Here is a 20,688-nt window from a genome sequence, read left to right as displayed (position 1 = left end):
TCGCGGCTGTGGTGGTGGCGATGGTGACGGGGGTGGGCGGGTGCGCGGGTCCGGGGTCGGCCTCCGGCGGTGAGGCGAGTGCCGGTGCGGGGACCGGCGCTGGTGCGACGTCGGGTGGCGGCGCCGAGGCGGGTGCCGGTGCGGAGGCGACTGCTGACGCGCAGGCTCCGACGGCTACCGGCGGGCAGGCGACGCCGACCGCTGCGCCACCGACGGTGCCGGCGACACCGGCTACGGCAGCCGAGACGGAAGACCCGGCGGCGACGGGGAGCGCCGCTGACGCGGAGACGCGGGCGACCGCGCGGGCCGGGGTGGGGTGTAAGGGGACGCCGGTGTTCCTCGGCGAGGGGTTCCCGGAGGTGCGGGGGACGGCGGAGGGGGCCGAGCTGTGGGGGTTGCTGTTCGTACGGACGACTCCGCTGAAGCGCGGGGACGAGGTGAAGATCGTGTGGCGGATGACCGGCGAGGGACCGCTCAAGGTGCGGGCGAGCCTGCCCGACGGCACCCAGGCGAAGCTGATCTGGGGGCCCGAGGAGCATGGCGGGTCCAATTGGCGCAGGCCCGGCCAGGAGTGGGGTACGGGCTTCGTGTTTCCGAAGGCGGGCTGCTGGAAGATCGAGCTCACTCGTACGCGCGGCTCGGGCCACCTCTGGCTGCCGGTGCGATGACGGCCCGGCCCGGGCCCTGCGCGCGCACCCGTGATCGGCTCGCCCCGGCCGGCGGAGGTGGCAAGGGCTGCAGGGCCTTCGGCACGACCGCCCCCGATGCGGCGTCGCTCCGCCTGCAGTGCTGTGGGGCACACCGGATTGACAGCCTCGTGGCCGCCGTACAGGAATCCCAGCAGAGGGAGCAGGTGGAAGACTTCATGGGCCTGTTCCGCAAGACCGACCCGGTGTGGACGACCGCGCACGGCAAGCGGATTTCCGGCTGGCAGGCCATCCACGACTTCACCGCCCTGGTCCTGCCGGGCGCCACCAAGCACGGCGTCGCCACCTACACCCCCGTGCGCATCCTCTTCATCCGCCCGGACGTGGCCGCCGTCAACGTCCACCAGGTGCCCTTCAACCCTGACGGCACCCCCGCCGACGTCCCCGAGGGACGCCCGTTCTCCATCCTCGCCAAGGAAGAGGGCGTCTGGAAGATCGCGGCCGCCCAGAACACCCGGGTCCATCAGGGCTCCTGAAGCGTCCGGAGGCACATCGCGGTTGCAGTTCGGATGGCACGGTGGCCGCCCGGTTCGCCCGCGCCACGGCTCCGGTCCGGACGGCACGGACGGCGGCCCGGTTCGCCCGCGCCACGGCTCGGGCGCGGGCGAGCGCGTCGCTTCCGGCCGGCCGATCCGTCATCCCACCGGAAGCGTCGGCGGCCGCCAGGTGGGGGCGTTACGACTCGCGGCCGGTCAAGGCGCGGTCGATGAACGCGGTGACGTCGTCCAGGACCTCGTCCTTGTTCGTCTCGTTGAAGATCTCGTGGCGTGCCCCGGGGTAGATGCGCTCGGTCAGGTCCGTCCCGCGGATGGCGTCGATGCCGGTGCGGGTCCCGGAGATGGGGACGAGCCGGTCGTCCTCGCCGTGTGCCCAGAGCGTGGGCAGGGGGCCGAGGCTGCCGGTCTTGTTGATGACGTCCAGGGTGGTCGCGAGCGCCTCCAGCGTGGCCCGCTTGAACGGGCCGTGCCAGACCAGCGGGTCGGCCGCGTACGCCTCCCCCACCGCCGGGTCGCGGGACAGGGTGGACGGGTCGATGGGGGTGTCGGGCGGCTCGGGGTAGGCGAGGAGTTCCGGTACGATCGCCCACTCGCCGAGCACCGGGCCCGACAGGACGAGCGCGGCCAGGCCGGTGCCGTAGCGCTGGGCGTAGCGCGCCGCGATCAGGCCGCCCATCGAGTGGCCGATCATCACGACCGGTACGTCCGGGTGCGCGGCCCTCGCCTGCTCCTCGACGGTGTGCACGTCGGTGACCACGTCCTCGTAGTCCTCGATGAGAACGCGGTCGCCCCCGGACTTGCCGTGCCCCATGTGGTCGAGCCCGTAGACGGCGGCTCCATGCCGGACGAGCCGGTCGGCCACGTACTCGTACCGGCCGATGTGCTCCCCGTATCCGTGGACGAGGATGGCGATGTAGCGCGGCCGGTCGTTGGGCCATTCGCGGACGTGGTTGGTGACTCGGGTGCCGGTGAACGTGTACTCGCGTGAGGTGGCCATGCCCGCTCCTGGATGCTCACTTCTGGGTCCGAAGTGCGGTGAGCGTACGCCGTCCGGCACTCGCGATCAAATAGGCCGGGCTCGAGGTCCGCAGGGAGAATGGGGGGATGCGGCGTACGACACCAGAACGGGAGATGCCGTGATCCCGCTGCCGTTCAGGGAGATCGCCCCGGGTGCGGTGCACGTGCCCGGCTGGCTCAGCCTCGATCAGCAGCGCCACCTCGTCCAGGCCTGCCGGGAATGGGCGAAGGGTCCCGTGCCGATGCGCCACACCGTGCTGCCGGGCGGCGGCGTCATGTCGGTGCAGACGGTCTGCGTGGGCTGGCACTGGCAGCCGTACCGGTACACCCGCCTGGCCCACGACGTGAACGGCCGGCGGGTGGCGGAGTTTCCCGCGTGGCTGGCCGAGCTGGGCCGGCGCGCGCTGGCTGACGCGTACGGCACGGACATCCCGTACGAACCCGACACCGCGCTCATCAACTTCTACGACGGCCAGGCCAAGATGGGCATGCACCAGGACAAGGACGAACGTTCCGACGCCCCTGTGGTGTCGCTGTCCATCGGGGACGCCTGTCTGTTCCGGTTCGGCAACACCGAGACGCGCGGCCGGCCCTACACCGACATCCGGCTCGAATCGGGCGACCTGTTCGTGTTCGGCGGGCCGTCAAGGTTCGCCTTCCACGGGGTGCCGAAGGTCTATCCGGGCACCGGAGACCCCGCCACGGGCCTGGCCTCCGGCCGGCTCAACATCACGATGCGCGTCACCGGCCTGCAGTGAGGAGATCACGCGATCGTGCCCGCCCTGCGGCGAACGCGTCCACGGGCGTGACCCGCCGCAGACGGCGAACCCTCCGGAGCGCGTCACGGGCGCGACCCGCCGCAGACGGCGAACCCCGCCGGCGCGGGTCACCGTACGGCCGCGGGCACGGAGGCCACCGAAGGTGACGGGCCCGCAAGCACGGATCACCGGGCCTGCGGGGGCGGGGTCACGCGTCTGCGAGGACGTACCCGAACTCGTCGTCCTTGAAGCTGCGCCGGAGCGTGCGCAGCACCCTGCCGGGGTCGTCGTCGGGCCCCTCGACGTAGAAGGGCTTGCCGTCACGCCCGAACGTGATCGCCGCCTCCTCCTCCCACTTCCCGAGGACGTCGGCGCCGAGCGAGAACAGGTCGTGCGGCTCGAACCCGAGCGTGCGGGCGTAGTCGACCGAGCCGAAGACGAGGTGCCTGGCCAGCTCGATCGGGGCCTCCTGCCACCCGGCGTACTCGCCGAAGAAGTACTCGCGGAAGCGCACGAGGTCGCGGTCGTCGAGCACGTCGGGCCCGATGACGGCCTTGACGCCCAGGCACCAGACGTCGGCGAGGTAGCCGCAGACCGTCAGCCGGTCCCAGTTGTACCGCCGCGCGATCAGCACGCTGAGGTTGCCGCCACCGCCGGAGCCGGGGGCCTCGTCGACCCAGCCGCGCGCCGGATCGACGCCGAGTCCTTCGCTCCAGCCGACGTTGATCCAGCAGCCGACCACCTCGGCCTCACCGGGGCCTGCGGCCTGGGCGGTCTCCTCGGCGATGGCGCGCACCAGCGGCGCCACGACGGACGGCGAGACCTTGAGCGCCCGGGCGATCTGCTTGGGCGACATGCCCTGCTCGCGCAGCTCGCGTACCTGGTCCTTCAGTTCCATTGCGGCAGCCTACTGGACCGGGCCCGCGGTCAGGCGGCGGGCGAGCCAGGCCAGGGCGAGCGGATAGCGGTATTCGATGCCGCCATGGCCTGCGTCGAAGAGCTCGAAGTGGACCCGGTCGTCCGGCACGCCCGCCGCCTCCACGGCGCGCCGGAACGCCACGGCGCCGAAGTCGAGGAAGTATTCGTCGCGGCGGCCCGCGTCGATCCAGATCGCCCGCATGGAACGCAGCGCCTCGGCGTGTCGCGGCTCGCCGGCCATCACCACCGGATCGCGGGCGAGCCACCGCTGCCACACCTCGGGCACGACCGCCCCCGTGTCGTCGAACGGCAGCCGCACCGTGCCGTCGTCGTCGGCGGAGTAGGCGGCCGCGTAGGCGTACATCTCCAGCAGCTCCAGGTCGCCCTCCTTGGTGCCGGCCGGCCTGCTGCGGAAGTCGGCGAGGAAGGCGTCGTACGAGCCGTCGTACATGTCGCGCAGCCGCCGCGCGAGCTGCGGGAACGTGCGCCGCATGCTCACCTCGAACAGCGCGTCGCCGGCGTGGGTGGCCAGCGCGCCGAACACGTCGGGCGCGAGCATCGCGGTCACCATCGCGCCGTAGCCGCCGCTGGACTTGCCGGTGATGGCGCGGTGGTCGCGGCCGGCGATCGTGCGGTAGTGGGCGTCGACGTACGGGACGATCTCGTCGCGCAGGTACGAGTGGTAGCGGCCGGTGGCCGGCGAGTCGAGATATTGGCTGCCGCCGAGCGAGGTCCAGGCGTCGACGTAGACGACGATGGCGGGCGGCACGTCGCCCCCGGCGAACAGGGCGTCGGCCAGCTCGGGGTACGGCTGGCGGAACGGCGCCCTGTTGAACCACATGGCGACATGGCCGGTGTAGCCGAGCAGCACGTAGATGGTGGGATAGCGGCGGTCGGGCGCGTCGTCGTATCCGGGCGGCACGTAGACGACGAGCGGCCGCTCGTGCGGGTCGCCGAGAGGGTTGCCGCGCAACAGCGCGCTGTCGACGACGTGGTGGTCGAGGCGTCCTGCGAGGTCGGCGGACCAGGGCAGCATGCGGGATCTCCTCGAGGGACGTGCGGACTCGGCCGGGCGGCGGAGACGTACGGCAGCATGATGCCTCACGCCACCGACGAAAACCGCGCCGCTCAGCCGACCGAGGAGGTCACGGTGTCCACGCCCGCCTGGCTCACCGACCGGCCCGCGACCAGGACCAGCGCGATGTTGCGCAGGTCGGAGAGGCGTTCGAGCGGGTCGCCCGCGACCGCGATGACATCGGCCCGCTTGCCGGGGTCGAGGCTGCCCGCCACCTCGCCCGCCCCGCAGGCGTCGGCGGCCAGCACGGTGGCCAGCTCGATGATCTCGGCGTTGCCGTAACCGGCCATCGCGAACACCTCAAGCCCGCCCACGTAGCCGTCGGTCCGGTTGGCCACGTCGCCCACCGCGAACCCGGCGTCCGTGCCCGCGATCTGCCGCACTCCGGCCTCCCGCATGCTCGCCACACCCGCCAGCCAGGCGTCGAGCATCTCCTGCCCGTGCACCTTCTTGACGCGGCGGAACGCGCCGTGCACGGTCGGGCAGACGTACGTGCCGCTCTCCGCGACCAGCTCCACCAGCTCCGGGTCGTAGCGGTGGCCGGACGGGGTGAAGAACGTGCAGTGCTCGATCGTGGTGACGCCGGCCTCGACGCTGCTGCGGATGGCGGCGTGGGCATGGGCGTGGGCGGCGACGCCCTTGCCGCGCGACGCGGCCTCCTCGACCACGGCGCGGAGCTGCTCGGTGCCGTACTGCGGGACCCAGCTCGGCGGCGCGCCCGGCGTCATCTGGCCGCCCGAGGCCATCACCTTGAGGCAGTCGGCGCCGGCGCGCAGGTTCTCCCTGGCCACCCTGCGGATGGCGGCCTCGTCGTCGGCCTCCCCGCCCATGTACCAGCAGTGGCCGCCGGTGATGGTGATCGGCCTGGTGGCGGCCACGATGTGCGGGCCGACGGCCAGGCCCTCCTCGATGGCGTCGCGCAGCTCCAGGTCGAGGAAGTCGCGCGCGCCCAGGTCACGGGCGGTGGTGACGCCGGCGGAGACGAGCTTGCGGGCGTTCTCGGCCATGCGCAGCAGCAGGTGGGCGTCGCTCTCGGGGCTGCGCCGCGTCACCGGATCGACCTTGTCGTCGAAGCCCAGGTGAACGTGCGCGTCGATCAGGCCCGGCAGCACCGTGTGGCCGGGCAGGTCGATCACCTCCGCCGCCGCGGCCGCCTCTCCGGCGCTGCCGCGCGGCCCCACGGACACGATCCGCGACCCGTCGATGAGGACCTCGCCGTCTGTGATCGTCTCTCCGGGACGTCCGGTGAGCACCCTGGACGCGCGAATGATCCTCATACGTCCCAGCGTGCCACGGCCCTGAAGGCGGCGAGAAGGAGACCGCGAGGGCGCGTGGGTTCTGGTTGTGGTACTTGCCGAGCGCGGACGTGACGGCATAGGCGGCGCCGTACTCCGCGTGCCCGGTGTCCTCCGCGCGCGTGCCGATCACCAGGTACGGGCTCGGCCGGAAGAGGCGCATGGCCCGCCTCCACCGCTGGTAGAGCCCGGCCGGGGCGTCGCCGTGGCCGGCGTCGAACTCGGGGTGATGGGGCGCCGACGGCTCCGGCGTCGAGGCGGCGAGCAGCAGCGGCCCTCGCCGGCCCCTGTCGACCCCTGACCTCCGCGACCAGCTCGATGAACCGGCGCCCCGCCGTACCCGGGTCGGCGCGCTTGATGCCCACCACGGGATAGGTGTGGCGCCCCCATCCGGGCCACGATCACGGGAACAGGCGGCGCCGGTACGCCTGGCGCAGGTCCTCCAGCAGCGCCGCGACCAGCAGGCGCTCGGCCGTCTCCCGGTAATCGGTCTGCTGCCCGTGTTCTGCCCGGCCGCCGATGCGCATCGCGTACTCGATGAGGCCGTCCTCCGCCGCGCGCCGTCCATGGGGAGCCTTAGGGAACCACCGGTAGTCGGGCATGCCCATGAGCGGCAGCGTGGCGTGCAGCAGGGCGATTGCTTTTTCTCGCCGGTTTCCGGCTGGGCCTCCCGCCAGGCCAGAGAATGAACCGGGTCAGCAGAAAACGGGGCGGTGAAAGCAGCGTGCCGCCGACCCAACGCGGAAAAAGACCGTCGCGGGAGGCCGGCCGCTCGACAATTCCCACCGCATCGGGAGCGGCGGACGCGTCGATCAGCGCGTGCGGCGCCCGGCGGCCGACTTTTCTGACGTCGTCCACGGCTTCATCGACGGGTGACATGTCGCCGGTGAACACCAGAATGGGCTTGCCGACTTCTCCGGCGAACGGAGAGGGACGGCGTACGACATCGATGAGCAGGGGAAACGCGGAGGCGTTGGATATGAGCGATCAATCCTCCGCATTGATGCTCACCAGCACGACTCGGCGGAACCGAGGGTACTCAGGTCGTGCCGCCGCCCGCTCGGGTATCGGTATGAGAATCCGACTTCCAAGGCTATTCTCCCTGCTTTCCCTTTTGGGAAAGCACTCTTATTAGATGAAATAGTACGAAATCACCGCTCGCTCGGCGGGGCCTTTTTCGCCGAACCCCGGTAGCGCTCGGCGTCGTACCGGCGGTCGTTGTCCTCCAGTTTGGCGTGCGCCGCCGCCATCAGGTCGACTCCCAGGACGTCGGCGAGCCGCACCAGGTAGAGCGTGACGTCCCCCAGCTCCTTGCGGATGCGCGCCAGCGTCTCGGGGTCGGGCCGCGCGGACGCCCTCTGAGCAGGTTCGCGTGAACCACGCCTCGCCGCGTCAGGCGACCACGGCTCGCAGCCGTACGCCTCACAGCAGGCCACGGCTCAGCACCGCCGGCTCGCGCCCGTGAACGGGCGCGGCCGGCCGCCGCCCCGCGGATCAGCCCTCGTAGCGGGCCGTGCTCTCGCGAACGATCAGCTCCGTGGCGAGCTCAACCCGCTTGGTCTCCGGCACCTCGCCGTGCCCCATGGCCAGCACCGTCTTGGTGGCGAGCGCGGCCATCTCCTGCAGCGGCTGGCGGACGGTGGTGAGCGGGGGCCAGGCGGACTTGGCCAGGGGCAGGTCGTCGAACCCGACGACGCTGAGGTCTTCGGGGACGCGCAGGCCGCGCTGGCGGGCCGCCTCGAAGACGCCGAAGGCCATCAGATCGCTGGCGGCGAAGATGGCGGTGGGCGGCTCGGGCAGGGACAGCAGGGCGTGGCCCTCGTCGTGGCCGGATTCGACGAGGAAGGTGCCGCGCCGGATGAGCTCGGGCACGACGGGCAGCCCGGCGGTCTCGAGCGCGGCGCGGTAGCCGTCGATGCGGGCCTGGCTGCACAGCATGTCGGACGGGCCGCTGATCATGCCGATGCGGCGGTGGCCGAGCTCGATGAGGTGGCGGGTGGCGGCGAGGCCGCCGTTCCAGTTGGTGGCGCCGACGGAGACGACGCCGGGCGCGGGCTCGCCTTCGGGATCGACCACGGCGAACGGCAGCGAGCGGGCGCTGAGCTGGGCCTGGATGCCGGTGGACAGGCGGGAGGCGACGATGACGACGCCGTCGGTCCGCCGCGCGGCGAGGCGTTCGAGCCAGTCGCGGCCGGGGCCCGCGTGGGTGTGCAGGACGGAGATGACGACGCTGGCGCCGGCGTCGTGTGCGGCGCTCTCGGCTCCGCGCACGATCTCCATGGCCCATGGCGACTCGATCTCGGCGAAGACGAGGTCGACCAGGCCCGCCGGGGTGTCGTCCTGGCTGATGCGCCGCTGGTAGCCGTGCTCTTGGAGCAGGCGCTCGACGCGGTGGCGGGTCGCCGGAGCGACCTCCGGACGCCCGTTGATGACCTTAGAGACCGTGGGGATGGACACGCCGGCCTCTTGGGCGATCAGTGCGATCGTGACCCGCCTCTTCGCTGCTGACACAAATCGGGAGTGTATCCGAAAGTTTCGGTTTGGGATCGCTCCCACGGCAGGTATTGACGCTTAACTTGCCGTTTACCTACGATCACGGCAACGAAACTATCGGGGGGTTCACGAAAGTTTCAATACGCCAGCTGAGGAAGGAACCCCATGAAACGCAGTCTGGTGGTGCTTGCGACCGCCTTGCTTGTGGCCGGTTGCAGTGGCAGTGGTGGTGGGGAGTCCGCTCCTCAAGAAGACGGCGCTCCCCAGAAGGTGACGCTGGAATGGTGGCACCTGTCGACGGCGGATCCGCTCAAGACGTTGTGGGACAAGCGCGCCAAGGAGTTCATGGCCGCGCACCCGAACGTCACGATCAAGGCGACCGTCCTGGAGAACGAGGCGTACAAGGCCAAGCTCACCACGATCACGCAGTCCGGCAAGGCACCTGACATCTTCGCCACCTGGGGCGGCGGCGTGCTCCAGCAGCAGATCGACGCCGGCCTGGTCAAGGACATCTCGGAGGACGTCGCCGATGTGCTGCCGAACTTCACGCCCGCGTCGCTGAGCGCGTACCAGGTGGACGGCAAGACGTACGGTCTGCCGACCGACATCGGCCTGGTGGGCTTCTGGTACAACAAGAAGCTCTTCAAAGAGGCGGGCATCGACGAGCCGCCCACGACCTGGTCGGCGTTCCTTGAGGACGTCAAGAAGCTCAAGGCGTCCGGGACCACCCCGATCGCCCTGGCGGGCAAGGAGAAGTGGCCGGGCCACTACTACTGGGCCTACCTCGCGCTGCGCATCGGCGGCCTGGAGGCGCTCAAGCAGGCCGAGACCGACCACGACTTCACCAAGCCCGAGTTCATCGAGGCGGGCCGGCAGGTGAAGGCGCTGGCCGACCTGGAGCCGTTCCAGAAGGGCTTCCTCAACGCGGCGTACTCGACGCCCGACGGCCAGGCCGCGCTGGTCAGCAACGGCAAGGCCGCCATGGAGCTGATGGGCCAGTGGGCGCCCGCCACGCAGAACGACGCGGGCAAGGGCCTCGGCGACGACCTCGGCTTCTTCAAGTTCCCCGCGGTCGAGGGCGGCAAGGGCTCGATCGACGACGCGTTCGGCGGCGGCAACGGTCTGGCCGTGGGCGCGGACGCGCCGAAGGAGGCCGTGGAGTTCGTCAAGTTCATGACCCAGATGGACAAGCACTCCGAGGCCGTGGAGTCCGGCGGCGTGCTGCCGGTGCTCAAGGGTGAGGAGAGCGCGGTCAAGGACCCGAACCTCAAGGCGGTCGCGGAGGCGCTGTCGAGCGCCACCGGCTACCAGCTCTACCTGGACCAGGCCTACCCGCCCGCGGTCGGCGCGCAGGTGAACGACAGCGTGGCCGAGCTGTTCGCCGGGACGAAGACACCGGAACAGGTCGGCGCCGATATCACCGAAGTGGCCAAGAGCGAAGGATGACGACGCTCACGAGAGGGCCGGAGGCGGTCAAGCTTCCGGCCCCCGCTCCTGCGACGAAGCGACGCGGCCGGTGGATCAGCATCACGCTGTTCATGCTCCCCGCGCTGGTGCTGTTCCTGCTGCTGGTCGTGGCCCCCATGCTGGTGGCCATCTACTCCAGCGCCTTCAAGTGGAACGGCCTGGGCGGGCTGCCGACCAACTTCATCGGCCTGGACAACTTCACCCGGCTGTTCAGCAGCGAGATCTTCGCCCAGGACCTGTGGCACCTGCTGGTCCTGGTGCTGTTCTCGATCTGCATCCAGCTGCCGTTCTCGCTGGCCATCGCCATGCTGCTGAACCAGCGCATCCGCGGCAGAGCGCTGTACCGGGTGGTGTTCTTCGCCCCGTACGTGCTCAGCGAGGTCATCACCGGCGTGCTGTTCTCGCTGATCCTCTCGCCGGGCTCGGGCATGGCGAACCAGATCCTCGGGCTGGTGGGCCTGGAGTCGGAGTGGCTGGCCGACCCCGACACCGTGATGCCGTCGCTGTTCCTGGTCATGACCTGGAAGTACTTCGGCTTCCACATGATGATCTATCTGGCGGGACGGCAGAACATCCCGAACGAGCTGATCGAGGCCGCCCAGATCGACGGGGCGACGGGCTGGAAGACGTTCAGGTACGTGACGCTGCCGCTGCTCGGCCCGACGATCCGGATCAGCGTCTTCCTGTCGGTCATCTACACGATCCAGCTCTTCGACCTGGTCTGGATCCTGACCGGCGGCGGGCCCTCGCACTCGTCGGAGACGATGGCGGTCACCATGATGGAGTGGGGCTTCAAGCGCTCCCAGGTCGGCTACGCCAGCGCGATCAGCGTCGTGATGTTCGCGCTCAGCCTCGTCTTCGCCCTCCTCTACCAGCGTTTCGTGATGCGCCGCGACCTTGAGGGCGCGACCACCTCGATGGGAGACAGGCGATGAGCAGCAAGACGGGAAAGCCGCTCAAGAGGCGGCGCAACACGCTGCCGCTGCACGTGATCGCGGTGATCGTGGGCGCTTTCATGGTCGCCCCGGTCGTGTACGCGCTGCTCGGCGGCTTCAAGACCAACAGCGAGCTGTCGGGGAACCCGTTCGGGCTGCCCTCGACGTGGGTCACCGAGAACTACACCGACGTGCTCGGCTCCGCGTCGTTCTGGCGGCAGATGTGGAACAGCACGTTCATCGCGATCAGCACGACCGTGCTGACGGTGGCGCTGTCGGCGCTGGCCGCGTTCGTCTTCGCCCGGTTCGCCTTCCGCGGCAGGGAGCTGTTCTTCACGCTCTTCACCGCCGGGCTGATGTTCCCGTTCGCGGTGGCGATCCTGCCGATCTTCGTGCTGCTGCGCGCGTTCGGGCTGCTGGACAACCCGCTGGGCGTGATCCTCACGCAGGCGGCCTTCGGGCTGCCGCTGACGATCATCATCCTGCGCGGCTTCTTCCGCAGCATCCCCGGCGAGATCGAGGAGGCCGCCACGATCGACGGGTGCTCGCCGTTCGGATTCCTGTGGCGCATCCTGCTGCCGATGGCCAGGCCCGCCATCGCCACCGTCTCCGTGCTGGCCATCGTGGGGAGCTGGAACAACTTCATGCTCCCGCTGGTGGTCTTCAGCGACGAGTCGAGCTGGACGCTGCCGCTCGGCATCCAGCAGTTCCAGGGACAGTACGCCTCCGACACCGCGCGCATCCTGGCCTACCTGATCCTGGCCATGGTGCCCGCGCTCGCTTTCTACGCCATCGCGGAACGACACCTTGTCGGTGGGCTCACCGCCGGCGCGACGAAGGGGTGAGTGAGTCCATGCTGCACGTGTCAGGGACCCGGCTGGTGACCGAGGACGGCACGCCGGTACGGCTGCGCGGGGTCGGCCTCGGCGGCTGGATGAACATGGAGAACTTCATCACCGGCTACCCGGCCAACGAGTCCGCCATGCGCGAGGCGGTCCGCGCCGTACTGGGCGACGAGCGGGCCGAGCTGTTCTTCGAACGGCTGCTGACCTCGTTCTTCACCGAGAAGGACGCCGACCTGCTGGCCGGGCTGGGCATGAACTGCGTGCGCATCCCGGTCAACTACCGCCACTGGGAGTCCGACGACCGGCCGATGGAGATCGACCCGCGCGGCTTCCGCCACCTCGACCGGGTCATCGCCATGCTGGGCGAGCGCGGCATCTACAGCGTGATCGACCTGCACGCGCTGCCCGGCGCGCAGAACCAGCACTGGCACAGCGACAACCCCACCCACGTCGCCGCGTTCTGGCAGCACCGGCACTTCCAGGACCGGGCGGTGCACCTGTGGGAGGTGATCGCCGACCACTATCGCGACAATCCGTGGGTCGCCGGATACAACCCGGCCAACGAGCCGGCCGACGTGTCGGGGAAGGTGATCGGGCCGTTCTACGACCGGCTGGTGAAGGCGATCAGGGCGACGGACCCGCACCACGTACTGTTCCTGGACGGAAACCGCTACTCCACCGACTTCTCGATATTTCGGGAGGTGTATGAGAACACGGTCTTCGTCATGCACGACTACGCGCTGGCCGGGTTCGCGCACGGAGGCCCGTACCCCGGCTACACGCGCGGCGAGTGGTGCGACCGCAACGAGCTGGAGCGCACGTTCGCCAAGCGCTCGAGCTTCCAGCGGGAGACCGGCACGCCGCTGTGGGTGGGCGAGTTCGGGCCCGTCTACACCGGCGACCCCGCCGTGGACGAGCAGCGTTACCAGATCCTGCGCGACCAGCTGTCGATCTACGACGAGCACGGCGCGGGCTGGTCGCTGTGGACGTACAAGGACGTCGGGCTACAGGGCCTGGTGCACGCCACGGGGGCGTACCTGGACCGGTTCGGCGAGGTCATCGCCAAGAAGCGGCGGCTCGGCGTGGACCGCTGGGGCTCCACGATGGAGGAGTGCGCGGAGGCGCTCGCCCCGCTGCACACGCTGGTCGAGACCGAGTTCCCCGAGTGGGACCCCTACCCGTGGGGCGCCCGCTACCAGACCGACGACCTGATCAGGCACATCCTGATGGCCCAGGCCATGCTGCCGGAGTACGCCGAGCGCTTCCGCGGGCTCGGCGACGACGAGCTGATCGAGCTGGCCGACTCTTTCCTGCTGGAGCACTGCGTACGCCGCGAGCCCCTGCTGGAATTGCTGTCGGCGAACCTCCAGGGCTGAGCCCCGGAATTGTCGGGTGGATCTAGTAGAACAGGAGTCGCTGTAGCCCCCGACAACCGAGGACCATCCGTGCTCTTCGACGACCAGCCCAGCCACGACGACACCTACGACGACTTCTACGCCGGGCTGCCGGTGTACTCCGTGCTGTCCGAGAAGAGCCTGGTGGAGTCGCCGCCCCCGGATCCGGGGGCGGTCGCCTGGAAGCTCCAGGCGAGCGAGTGGAGCGAGGAGCTTCCCGACGACATCATGGAGGTCCTCGGCTGGTTCTTCGACCACGCCGACACGGCGAAGGTCAAGGCGATCGTGATCGGCGAGTGGGAGGAGAACGCCGAAACCAGCTCCGAGCAGATCGTCAAGCTGCTCGCCGGCAATGCCGACCGGCTGCCCGAGCTGCGCTCGGTGTTCCTCGGCGCGATCTCTCCCGAGCAGTCGGAGATCTCCTGGATCCAGCAGTCCGACGTCACGCCGCTGCTGACGGCCTTCCCCCGGCTGGAGCGGCTTGAGGTGCGCGGCGGGTCGGAGCTGCGCTTCCCGCCGGTGCGCCACGAGTCGCTGCGCGTGCTCAGGTTCGAGACCGGTGGCCTGCCCGCCGCGGTCGTGCGCGGGGTCGGCGAGTCCGACCTGCCCGCGCTCGAGCACCTCGAGCTCTGGTTCGGCATCGACGACTACGGCGGCGACTCCACGCTCGACGACGTCTCCGGCATCCTCTCCGGCGCCCGGCTGCCCGCGCTGCGCTACCTCGGCCTGCAAAACTGTCCGTACGCCGACGAGCTGGCCGGCGCGGTGGCGGCGGCCCCGGTCGTGGCCCGGCTGGAGACGCTGAGCCTGTCGATGGGCTCGCTCGGCGACGACGGCGCGGCGGCCCTGCTCAGCGGCCAGCCGCTCACCCACCTGCGCCGGCTCGACCTGCGCCACCACTACATCGGCGAGTCCATGGCCGCCCGCCTGACCGCGGCGCTGCCGGGCGTCGAGGTGCTGCTCGGCGAGCCCGCCGACCCCGAGGACCACTGGCAGTACGTCGCGGTGAGCGAGTGAGGCCGGCATGACCCTCGGGCCGAGCCGGCCGTCCTCCATGTCCCCCGGTGCCACGCCCCGCGTCGCGGGGTGGGAGTGACGGTGCGTTTCGCCGTGGCCGGCACGCCGGGAGACCGGCGGGTCACGCTGTTCCGCGACGCGGTCGTGGCGCGGGGCCTGCCGGAGCCGTACGTCGTGTCCTGGCACGACGTGCTCGCCGGGCGGGAGATCGGCGCGCCCGATGGCTCGCTGCTGCGCATCGACTCTCCCGGTGAGGACGCGCGGGCCGACGAGCTGCTGCGCGGGCCGGGCGACCCCACCAGGGTCGGCGGCGGCGCGGCCTGGTACAAGGCGTTCGGGGCCGGGCTCGACCGGGTCGCGGCGATCCCCGGCGTGCGGCTGCTCGGCGACGTCGACGAGATCAAGGTGATGTTCGACAAACGGCGCTGCCACGCGGTGCTGGCGGCGGCCGGGGTGCCGGTGCCCGAGGCGTTCGCGACCCGCTCGTACGACGAGCTGCGCGCGGAGATGGCGCGGCGGGGGTGGGCGCGGGTGTTCGTCAAGCCCGCCCACGGCTCGTCGGCCTCCGGCGTGATCGCCTTCCAGACCAGCGGCCGCCGGGTCCACGCGGTCACCTCGGCCGTCTGGATCGGCGGCGAGCTGCGCAACTCGCTGCGGGTCAGGACCATCGCCGAGGAGGCGGAGGTGCGCCGGCTGGTCGACCTGCTGGCTCCCGACGGGCTGCACGTCGAGCGGTGGTTCCCCAAGGCGATGACCGGCGGGCGGGCGTTCGACCTGCGGGTGGTGACGGTGGCGGGCGCTCCGACCCACGCCGTCGTGCGGACCAGCCGCGTGCCCATGACCAACCTGCACCTCGGGGGCGCGCGCGGCGATCTCGACGTCGTACGCCGCCGGGCCGGGCTGTGGGAGCGGGTGCTGGAGGTCTGCACCGCCGCGGCCCGGTGCTTCCCCGGCAGCCTGACCACGGGCGTCGATGTGATGGTGGGGGCCGATTGGCGGTCGGTGGCGGTGGCGGAGGTCAACGCCTTCGGCGACCTCCTCCCAAGATTGGTGGATTTTTCAGGACATGGGCGTGACACCTATGCCGAACAGGTCGAGGCCGTACTGAGCGGCCGGTACCGACCTCGCACCGACCACCGCGACATGAGCACCGCAACCTGAGCACCGCAACCTGAGCACCGCGACATGAGCACCGCGACATGACCGCCGCGACGGACTCCGAGACGCGGACACCAAGACACGGACACCGAAACACTGGCACCGAGACACTGGCACCGAAACACGGCTCCGCGCCGACCACAGCGAGCCGACCACAGCGACATGAACCTCGACATGAACACGATCGTGGGCACCCACGACATCCTCATGATCACCCTCGACACGCTGCGCTACGACGTGGCCGCCGAGCAGGAGGCGGCCGGGCTGCTGCCCGGCCTGCTGCCGCCCGGCGTGCGCTGGGAGCGGCGGCACAGCCCCGGCAGCTTCACCTACGCCGCCCACGCCGCCATGTTCGCCGGGTTCCTGCCCACCCCGGTCACGCCGGGGCCCCATCCCCGGCTGTTCGCGGCCACGTTCCCCGGCAGCGAGACGACCGCGCCGGGCACCTGGGTGTTCGACGCGCCCGACCTGCCCACCGGGCTGGCGCGGGCCGGCTACCACACCGTCTGCATCGGCGGCGTGGGCTTTTTCAACAAGCTGACCCCGCTCGGGTCCGCGCTGCCCGGCCTGTTCGCCGAGAGCCACTGGGAGCCGGAGTTCGGCGTCACGAACCCCGGCTCGCTCGAGCGCCAGATCGACCGCGCCGCCGAGGTGCTCGGCCGCGTACCCGGCCTGGTCATGCTCTTCCTCAACGTCTCGGCGCTGCACCAGCCCAACCACTTCTACCTGCCGGGCGCCCGCGAGGACTCCATCGACACCCACGCCGCCGCCCTGCGCTACGTCGACCGGCACATCGGCCGCCTCTACGACCTCATGCGCCGCCGTCGCCGTCCGTGCCTGGCCATCGTGTGCTCCGACCACGGCACCGCGTACGGCGAGGACGGCCACACCGGTCACCGGATCGGCCACGAGGTGGTCTGGACCGTCCCCTACACCCACTTCGTCCTGGAGAACCATGCGGCCGCATGAAGGCCCCTATCAGAGCTACGTCTACGCCTACCCCCACAAGACCGCCTACCGCCCGCTCGATCCGCGCCCGCGCCTCAAGGAGGTCTGGGCCGGCGAGCGGCCCGGCGCCCTCTACGTGCACATCCCGTTCTGCGAGATGCGCTGCGGCTTCTGCAACCTGTTCACCCGCACCGGCGCCCCCGAGGAGCTGGTCACCGCCTACCTCGACGCGCTCGAACGCCAAGCCCGGCAGGTCCGCGACGCCGTGGAGAAGACCGCTTTCACCACGGCGGCCATCGGCGGCGGCACCCCCACCTACCTCAGCGCCCGCGAGCTGACCCGCCTGTTCGACCTCACCGAGCAGGCGATGGGCGTCGATCTCGCGCGCATCCCGCTGTCCGTCGAGACCTCGCCCGCCACCGCCACCCCCGACCGCCTGTCCGTGCTGGCAGAACGCGGCGCCTCGCGCATCTCGATCGGCGTGCAGAGCTTCGTGCCCGAGGAGGCACGCTCGGCCGTACGCCCGCAAAAACGCGCCGACGTGGACGCCGCGCTCGACGCGATCAGGGCCTCCGGCGTGCCGGTGCTGAACATCGACCTCATCTACGGCATCGACGGGCAGACACCGCGCTCGTGGCGCTACTCGCTCGACACGGCGCTCGGCTGGCGGCCCGAGGAGATCTACCTCTACCCGCTGTACGTCCGGCCGCTGACCGGGCTCGGCAAGCAGGGGCGGGCCTGGGACGACCAGCGGCTCGAGCTGTACCGGGTCGGCCGCGACCACCTGCTGGCCGCCGGATACGAGCAGGTCTCGATGCGCATGTTCCGCCTGCCCGGCGTCGAGTCCGGCACCGGCTACTGCTGCCAGACCGACGGCATGGTCGGCCTCGGCTGCGGCGCCCGCTCCTACACCAGCGGCCTGCACTACTCCTTCGAGTACGCCGTCGAGGCCCGGCACGTCCGAGCGATCATCGACGACTACATCGCCAGGGACGACTTCGACGTCGCGAACGTCGGCTTCGTCCTCGACGACGACGAGCGCAAGCGGCGCCACCTCATCCAGTCGCTGCTGCGCGCCGAGGGCATGTCGCGCTCCCTGTACGCCTCCCGCTTCGGCACCGACGTGCTCGACGACTTCCCGCTCGCCGACGCGTTCGCCCCCTGGCTGACGATCACCGACGAGACCGTCACGCTCACCCCCGAAGGGCTCACCCGCTCCGACGCCATCGGCCCCGCCCTGTTCTCGCCCCGCGTGCGGGCCCTCATGGAGTCCTACCGGCCATGCTGACCATCCTCTACCGCGGCCCGCTCGCGAGCTGCGACTACGACTGCGCCTACTGCCCGTTCGCCAAGCGCCGCGACACCCCCGAGCAGCTGCGCACCGACCGGGCCGCGCTCGAACGCTTCACCGCCTGGGCGGCCGCGCAGGACGAGGAGCTGTCGATCCTGTTCACGCCGTGGGGCGAAGGGCTCGTCAGGTCGTGGTACCGGCGGGCTCTGGTCGAGCTGTCCTGGCTGCCCCACGTCGCCAGGGTGGCCATCCAGACCAACCTGAGCTGCCGCACCGAGTGGCTGGCCGAGGCGTCCGAGCGGGCGGCGCTGTGGGTGACGTACCACCCGACCCAGGTCCCGTACGAGCGGTTCCTGGGGAAGGTGCGCTCCCTGCCGGTGCGCCACAGCGTGGGCATCGTCGGCGACCCCGCCCACCTGCCGCACGCCCGGCGGCTGCGGGCCGACCTGCCGCCCTCGACGTACCTGTGGGTCAACGCCGAGGAAGGCCGCCTCTACACCGACGACGAGGCCGCCGAGTGGACGGCCATCGACCCTCTCTTCCCCTACAGCCGCTTCCCCCACGCCAGCGCCGGCCTGCCCTGCCGCACCGGCGACACCGTGATCTCCGTCTACGGCGACGGCACCGTACGCCGCTGCCACTTCATCCCGGAGGTGCTGGGGAACCTGTACGACGGCTCGTACCGCGCCGCCCTCCGCCCCCGCCCCTGCCCCGCCGCCGCGTGCGACTGCCACATCGGCTACGTCCACCTGGAGCCTTTGGGCCTGTACGACGTCTTCGCCGGCGGCATCCTCGAACGCATCCCGCACGCCTGGCCCACCTGACCCCCGACGACGCCCGCCCCGCCGAGGCGACTGACCAGCCGAAAGCGCCCGCCCCGCCGAGGCGACTGGCCCCCCAAGGCGCCTGCCCCGCCGCGGCACCCGGGCGACGCGGACCGGGCCAAGACGCCGGGGACCCGCGCAGCGCAAGGCGGGCCGGGATGCCGGGACCCACCCACGCCGCTCCCACCCCCAGGCATCGGGGCCGGGACGGTTAGGCGGTTGACGGGTCAGGTTTCGCGTTCGGGGGTGTACTCGTCTTCGGTGAGGCCGAAGGTCCAGGCCACGCCCTGCTTGGCACGCCGAATCCACGGGGGCACGCGCAGGAAGTAGGTGCGGCGGGTGCCGTCGGGCTCCGGTGTGGAGTTGACCACCTCCACCATGGTCAGCGGCTCGTCCCCCGGCAGGTCGGCTCGCCACAGCGTGCCGGTCTCGTCGGAGTGGATCCGCTTGGCGTCGGACTCGGTGAGGTAGCGCTCGAAGCCGAAGTGTTCCAGCATGACGCGCCGCAGCTCGGCGTTGCGCTCCGTGCGGATGCGTTCGGCGGTGAGATCGCTCATCACGGCGCCGAAGCCGGCCGGCACGGGCATGCCGCGCCAGGCGTGCAGGGCGAAGCCGTCGGCGTACGACAGCGCGGGCCCGTCGGCGCGGTGCAGCCGGCCGAGGTCGTCGAAGTGCAGCTCGACGGGACGTTCGGTGACGATCGCCACCCGCTCGTACGGCCACCACCACCCCGCCTGCTCGGCCACCCGCTTGAGCCCGTCGAGACCCGGAACGTCATCGCCGAGACCCGCAGGACCCCCGAGCCCGCCACGCCCCTCCGGGCTCTCGGACCTGCCGGCCCCATCACGCCCGTCAGAGCCGTCCAGGCCGACGCGAGCGCCCGGCTCGCCACGCCCGTCCCGGCTCTCTCGGCCGCCACGCCCGCCGATCCCGCCTCGGCCATCGAGACCATCCGAGTCGTCCCGGCCGTCTGCGGCGACCGGCCCGCCCAGCCCGTCGTCCTCGCCCGGCCCTTGCGAACGGGCGTGGCCGGCGCGGGCGGGCGCGGCGAGGCCCCGGCGCGTGGTGCCGAGCGCGTCGAAGGCGAACAGCCAGGGGGCGTCGTGCTGGCCGAGTATGGCGTCGAGGGTGGCTTCCCGGAGCACCGCGCCGACGTCCCGGCCGCCCGGGGAAGAGCCGCCGGCCCCGTCCCGCCGGGCGCCCGGCTCGGCCGCCGGCGGGTCGGACGGGTCGTCGCCCAGCCGGCCGATCGCTCGCCGGATGTCGCTGATCAGGCGTTCGACCTGCGGCCAGAGCCGGCCGCCCGTCCCGGCCCAGTGCTCAGCCCAGCCGGCGGGCCCGAGCTCGGCGTACGCCGCCGCCCTGGCGCGCTCCCACGGCCTGGTGCGCAGGTCGTCGCGCACCGAACGCCCGGGACCGCCGGCCCCGAGCAGGCGGGGCGGCTCCGGCGCCGGAAAGGCCCCCGCAGGACTTTCCGGCGCGAGCCCCGCCTCGGCCAGCGCCGCGCGTGTCTGCTCGTCACCCGTCAGCCAGGCCGCCACGACCGCCCCCGCCGCCGGGGACGGCAGCGTCACGACCAGCTCGGGCTCGGGCAGCCCCGCCCCCTTGTACGCGTGACGCACCGCCGCCTCGGCCCCCTCGCCGGGCCCGGTGGCCAGCGCCACCTGCTCCCATGCCGGTGTGCTCATCAGTCGGCGACCATCTGGAAGGAACCCGGCACGTATTCGCGCTGCCTGACCACGCGGTACCAGCCCTTGGGCAGCGTGATCGCCGCGTGCTCCTCGTGGACGAGCCGCCCGCCCTCCGGCAGGTGGAGGAACCCCTGGGACAGGGTGCCCGGGCCCGCGATGGCGTGCGCGTGCCCGGTGGCCTCGCCGTACGCCAGCACCAACCGCCCGCGCGCGTCACGTGGCTCGGGAGGCGACGCGGCGGGCGCGGACTCCTCGGGAACGGGGACGAGCAGGATGTCGCCCTGTCGATACATCACCAACCTCCATCGATCGGGGGATGATCGAAAAGTAGCGACCGCCACCGACAATTCCGGGGCTC

At 71.3% G+C, this 20,688-nt stretch carries 21 protein-coding genes; 12 read left to right on the top strand and 9 right to left on the bottom strand.

Going from position 1 to position 20,688, the window contains the following annotated elements; all coding sequences use genetic code 11:
- The first annotated feature begins 332 nt into the window (after positions 1 to 332).
- Positions 333 to 668, top strand: coding sequence for a hypothetical protein (locus ACGFIM_RS23610; protein WP_393203596.1), 336 nt, complete (start codon positions 333 to 335; stop codon positions 666 to 668).
- Positions 665 to 1,183, top strand: coding sequence for an SgcJ/EcaC family oxidoreductase (locus ACGFIM_RS23605; RefSeq protein ID WP_393203594.1), 519 nt, complete (start codon positions 665 to 667; stop codon positions 1,181 to 1,183). Before ACGFIM_RS23610 ends, ACGFIM_RS23605 begins: the two co-directional genes overlap by 4 nt.
- Positions 1,184 to 1,382: 199 nt before the next feature.
- On the opposite strand, the gene ACGFIM_RS23600 is transcribed toward ACGFIM_RS23605, so the two are convergent.
- Positions 1,383 to 2,201 (bottom strand): alpha/beta hydrolase, encoded by an 819-nt coding sequence (locus ACGFIM_RS23600; RefSeq protein WP_393203592.1) that lies wholly within the window; start codon positions 2,199 to 2,201, stop codon positions 1,383 to 1,385.
- Between the two features lie 139 nt (positions 2,202 to 2,340).
- On the opposite strand from ACGFIM_RS23600, the gene ACGFIM_RS23595 reads away from it, so the two are divergent.
- A complete protein-coding gene (locus tag ACGFIM_RS23595) occupies positions 2,341 to 2,979 on the top strand; it encodes an alpha-ketoglutarate-dependent dioxygenase AlkB family protein (RefSeq protein WP_393203590.1) in 639 nt (212 codons plus the stop codon).
- A 208-nt stretch (positions 2,980 to 3,187) separates the two neighbouring features.
- On the opposite strand, the gene ACGFIM_RS23590 is transcribed toward ACGFIM_RS23595, so the two are convergent.
- From ACGFIM_RS23590 to ACGFIM_RS23565, 6 genes are all read right to left on the bottom strand, one after another.
- A complete protein-coding gene (locus tag ACGFIM_RS23590) occupies positions 3,188 to 3,877 on the bottom strand; it encodes a helix-turn-helix domain-containing protein (protein WP_393203588.1) in 690 nt (229 codons plus the stop codon).
- Between the two features lie 9 nt (positions 3,878 to 3,886).
- A complete protein-coding gene (locus ACGFIM_RS23585; RefSeq protein WP_393203586.1) occupies positions 3,887 to 4,933 on the bottom strand; it encodes an alpha/beta hydrolase-fold protein in 1,047 nt (348 codons plus the stop codon).
- 92 nt (positions 4,934 to 5,025) lie between these two features.
- Entirely contained in the window at positions 5,026 to 6,249 is a 1,224-nt protein-coding gene (locus ACGFIM_RS23580; RefSeq protein ID WP_393203584.1) for an amidohydrolase family protein, read from the bottom strand.
- 419 nt (positions 6,250 to 6,668) lie between these two features.
- Positions 6,669 to 6,875: a hypothetical protein gene (locus ACGFIM_RS23575; RefSeq protein WP_393203582.1), complete on the bottom strand. Its 207-nt coding sequence runs from the start codon at positions 6,873 to 6,875 to the stop codon at positions 6,669 to 6,671.
- Between the two features lie 543 nt (positions 6,876 to 7,418).
- Positions 7,419 to 7,703 carry a hypothetical protein gene (locus ACGFIM_RS23570; protein ID WP_393203580.1) on the bottom strand — a complete coding sequence of 95 codons (285 nt, stop codon included), beginning with the start codon at positions 7,701 to 7,703 and terminating at the stop codon, positions 7,419 to 7,421.
- Between the two features lie 58 nt (positions 7,704 to 7,761).
- A complete protein-coding gene (locus tag ACGFIM_RS23565; protein WP_393203578.1) occupies positions 7,762 to 8,778 on the bottom strand; it encodes a LacI family DNA-binding transcriptional regulator in 1,017 nt (338 codons plus the stop codon).
- Positions 8,779 to 8,925: 147 nt separating this feature from the next.
- Here ACGFIM_RS23565 and ACGFIM_RS23560 point away from each other — a divergent pair, with 147 nt between their 5' ends.
- The 9 genes from ACGFIM_RS23560 (at position 8,926) to ACGFIM_RS23520 (ending at position 18,639) form a co-directional block, all read left to right on the top strand.
- Complete coding sequence (locus ACGFIM_RS23560) at positions 8,926 to 10,206, top strand: extracellular solute-binding protein (protein ID WP_393203576.1); 1,281 nt, start codon at positions 8,926 to 8,928, stop codon at positions 10,204 to 10,206.
- Positions 10,203 to 11,162, top strand: coding sequence for a carbohydrate ABC transporter permease (locus ACGFIM_RS23555; protein WP_393203574.1), 960 nt, complete (start codon positions 10,203 to 10,205; stop codon positions 11,160 to 11,162). Before ACGFIM_RS23560 ends, ACGFIM_RS23555 begins: the two co-directional genes overlap by 4 nt.
- On the top strand, positions 11,159 to 12,007 hold the full coding sequence (locus ACGFIM_RS23550; RefSeq protein ID WP_393203572.1) for a carbohydrate ABC transporter permease: 849 nt from the start codon (positions 11,159 to 11,161) through the stop codon (positions 12,005 to 12,007). Before ACGFIM_RS23555 ends, ACGFIM_RS23550 begins: the two co-directional genes overlap by 4 nt.
- Before the next feature lie 8 nt (positions 12,008 to 12,015).
- Positions 12,016 to 13,383 carry a glycoside hydrolase family 5 protein gene (locus tag ACGFIM_RS23545; protein WP_393203570.1) on the top strand — a complete coding sequence of 456 codons (1,368 nt, stop codon included), beginning with the start codon at positions 12,016 to 12,018 and terminating at the stop codon, positions 13,381 to 13,383.
- 69 nt (positions 13,384 to 13,452) lie between these two features.
- Complete coding sequence (locus ACGFIM_RS23540; protein WP_393203568.1) at positions 13,453 to 14,418, top strand: STM4015 family protein; 966 nt, start codon at positions 13,453 to 13,455, stop codon at positions 14,416 to 14,418.
- Between the two features lie 81 nt (positions 14,419 to 14,499).
- On the top strand, positions 14,500 to 15,579 hold the full coding sequence (locus ACGFIM_RS23535; protein WP_393203566.1) for an STM4014 family protein: 1,080 nt from the start codon (positions 14,500 to 14,502) through the stop codon (positions 15,577 to 15,579).
- Positions 15,580 to 15,738: 159 nt separating this feature from the next.
- Entirely contained in the window at positions 15,739 to 16,545 is an 807-nt protein-coding gene (locus ACGFIM_RS23530) for an STM4013/SEN3800 family hydrolase (RefSeq protein ID WP_393203564.1), read from the top strand.
- Entirely contained in the window at positions 16,532 to 17,812 is a 1,281-nt protein-coding gene (locus tag ACGFIM_RS23525; protein WP_393203562.1) for an STM4012 family radical SAM protein, read from the top strand. Before ACGFIM_RS23530 ends, ACGFIM_RS23525 begins: the two co-directional genes overlap by 14 nt.
- The gene (locus tag ACGFIM_RS23520; RefSeq protein WP_393203560.1) at positions 17,806 to 18,639 is read left to right on the top strand and encodes an STM4011 family radical SAM protein; all 834 of its coding nucleotides are present in this window, start codon (positions 17,806 to 17,808) and stop codon (positions 18,637 to 18,639) included. The genes ACGFIM_RS23525 and ACGFIM_RS23520 overlap by 7 nt, the downstream gene beginning before the upstream one ends.
- Positions 18,640 to 18,866: 227 nt before the next feature.
- Here ACGFIM_RS23520 and ACGFIM_RS23515 read toward each other — a convergent pair whose 3' ends face one another.
- Together ACGFIM_RS23515 and ACGFIM_RS23510 are read right to left on the bottom strand one after the other, a co-directional pair.
- The gene (locus tag ACGFIM_RS23515) at positions 18,867 to 20,327 is read right to left on the bottom strand and encodes a DUF6745 domain-containing protein (protein WP_393203558.1); all 1,461 of its coding nucleotides are present in this window, start codon (positions 20,325 to 20,327) and stop codon (positions 18,867 to 18,869) included.
- Positions 20,327 to 20,623 carry a hypothetical protein gene (locus ACGFIM_RS23510; RefSeq protein WP_393203556.1) on the bottom strand — a complete coding sequence of 99 codons (297 nt, stop codon included), beginning with the start codon at positions 20,621 to 20,623 and terminating at the stop codon, positions 20,327 to 20,329. Before ACGFIM_RS23510 ends, ACGFIM_RS23515 begins: the two co-directional genes overlap by 1 nt.
- Between the last annotated feature and the right edge of the window lie 65 nt (positions 20,624 to 20,688).

Origin of the sequence: Nonomuraea sp. NPDC049309 (assembly GCF_043196965.1) — a bacterium.
Classification (GTDB): domain Bacteria; phylum Actinomycetota; class Actinomycetes; order Streptosporangiales; family Streptosporangiaceae; genus Nonomuraea; species Nonomuraea fastidiosa.
Note: the sequence above shows the minus strand (reverse complement) of the source record. Positions and strands in the feature narration are given on the sequence as shown.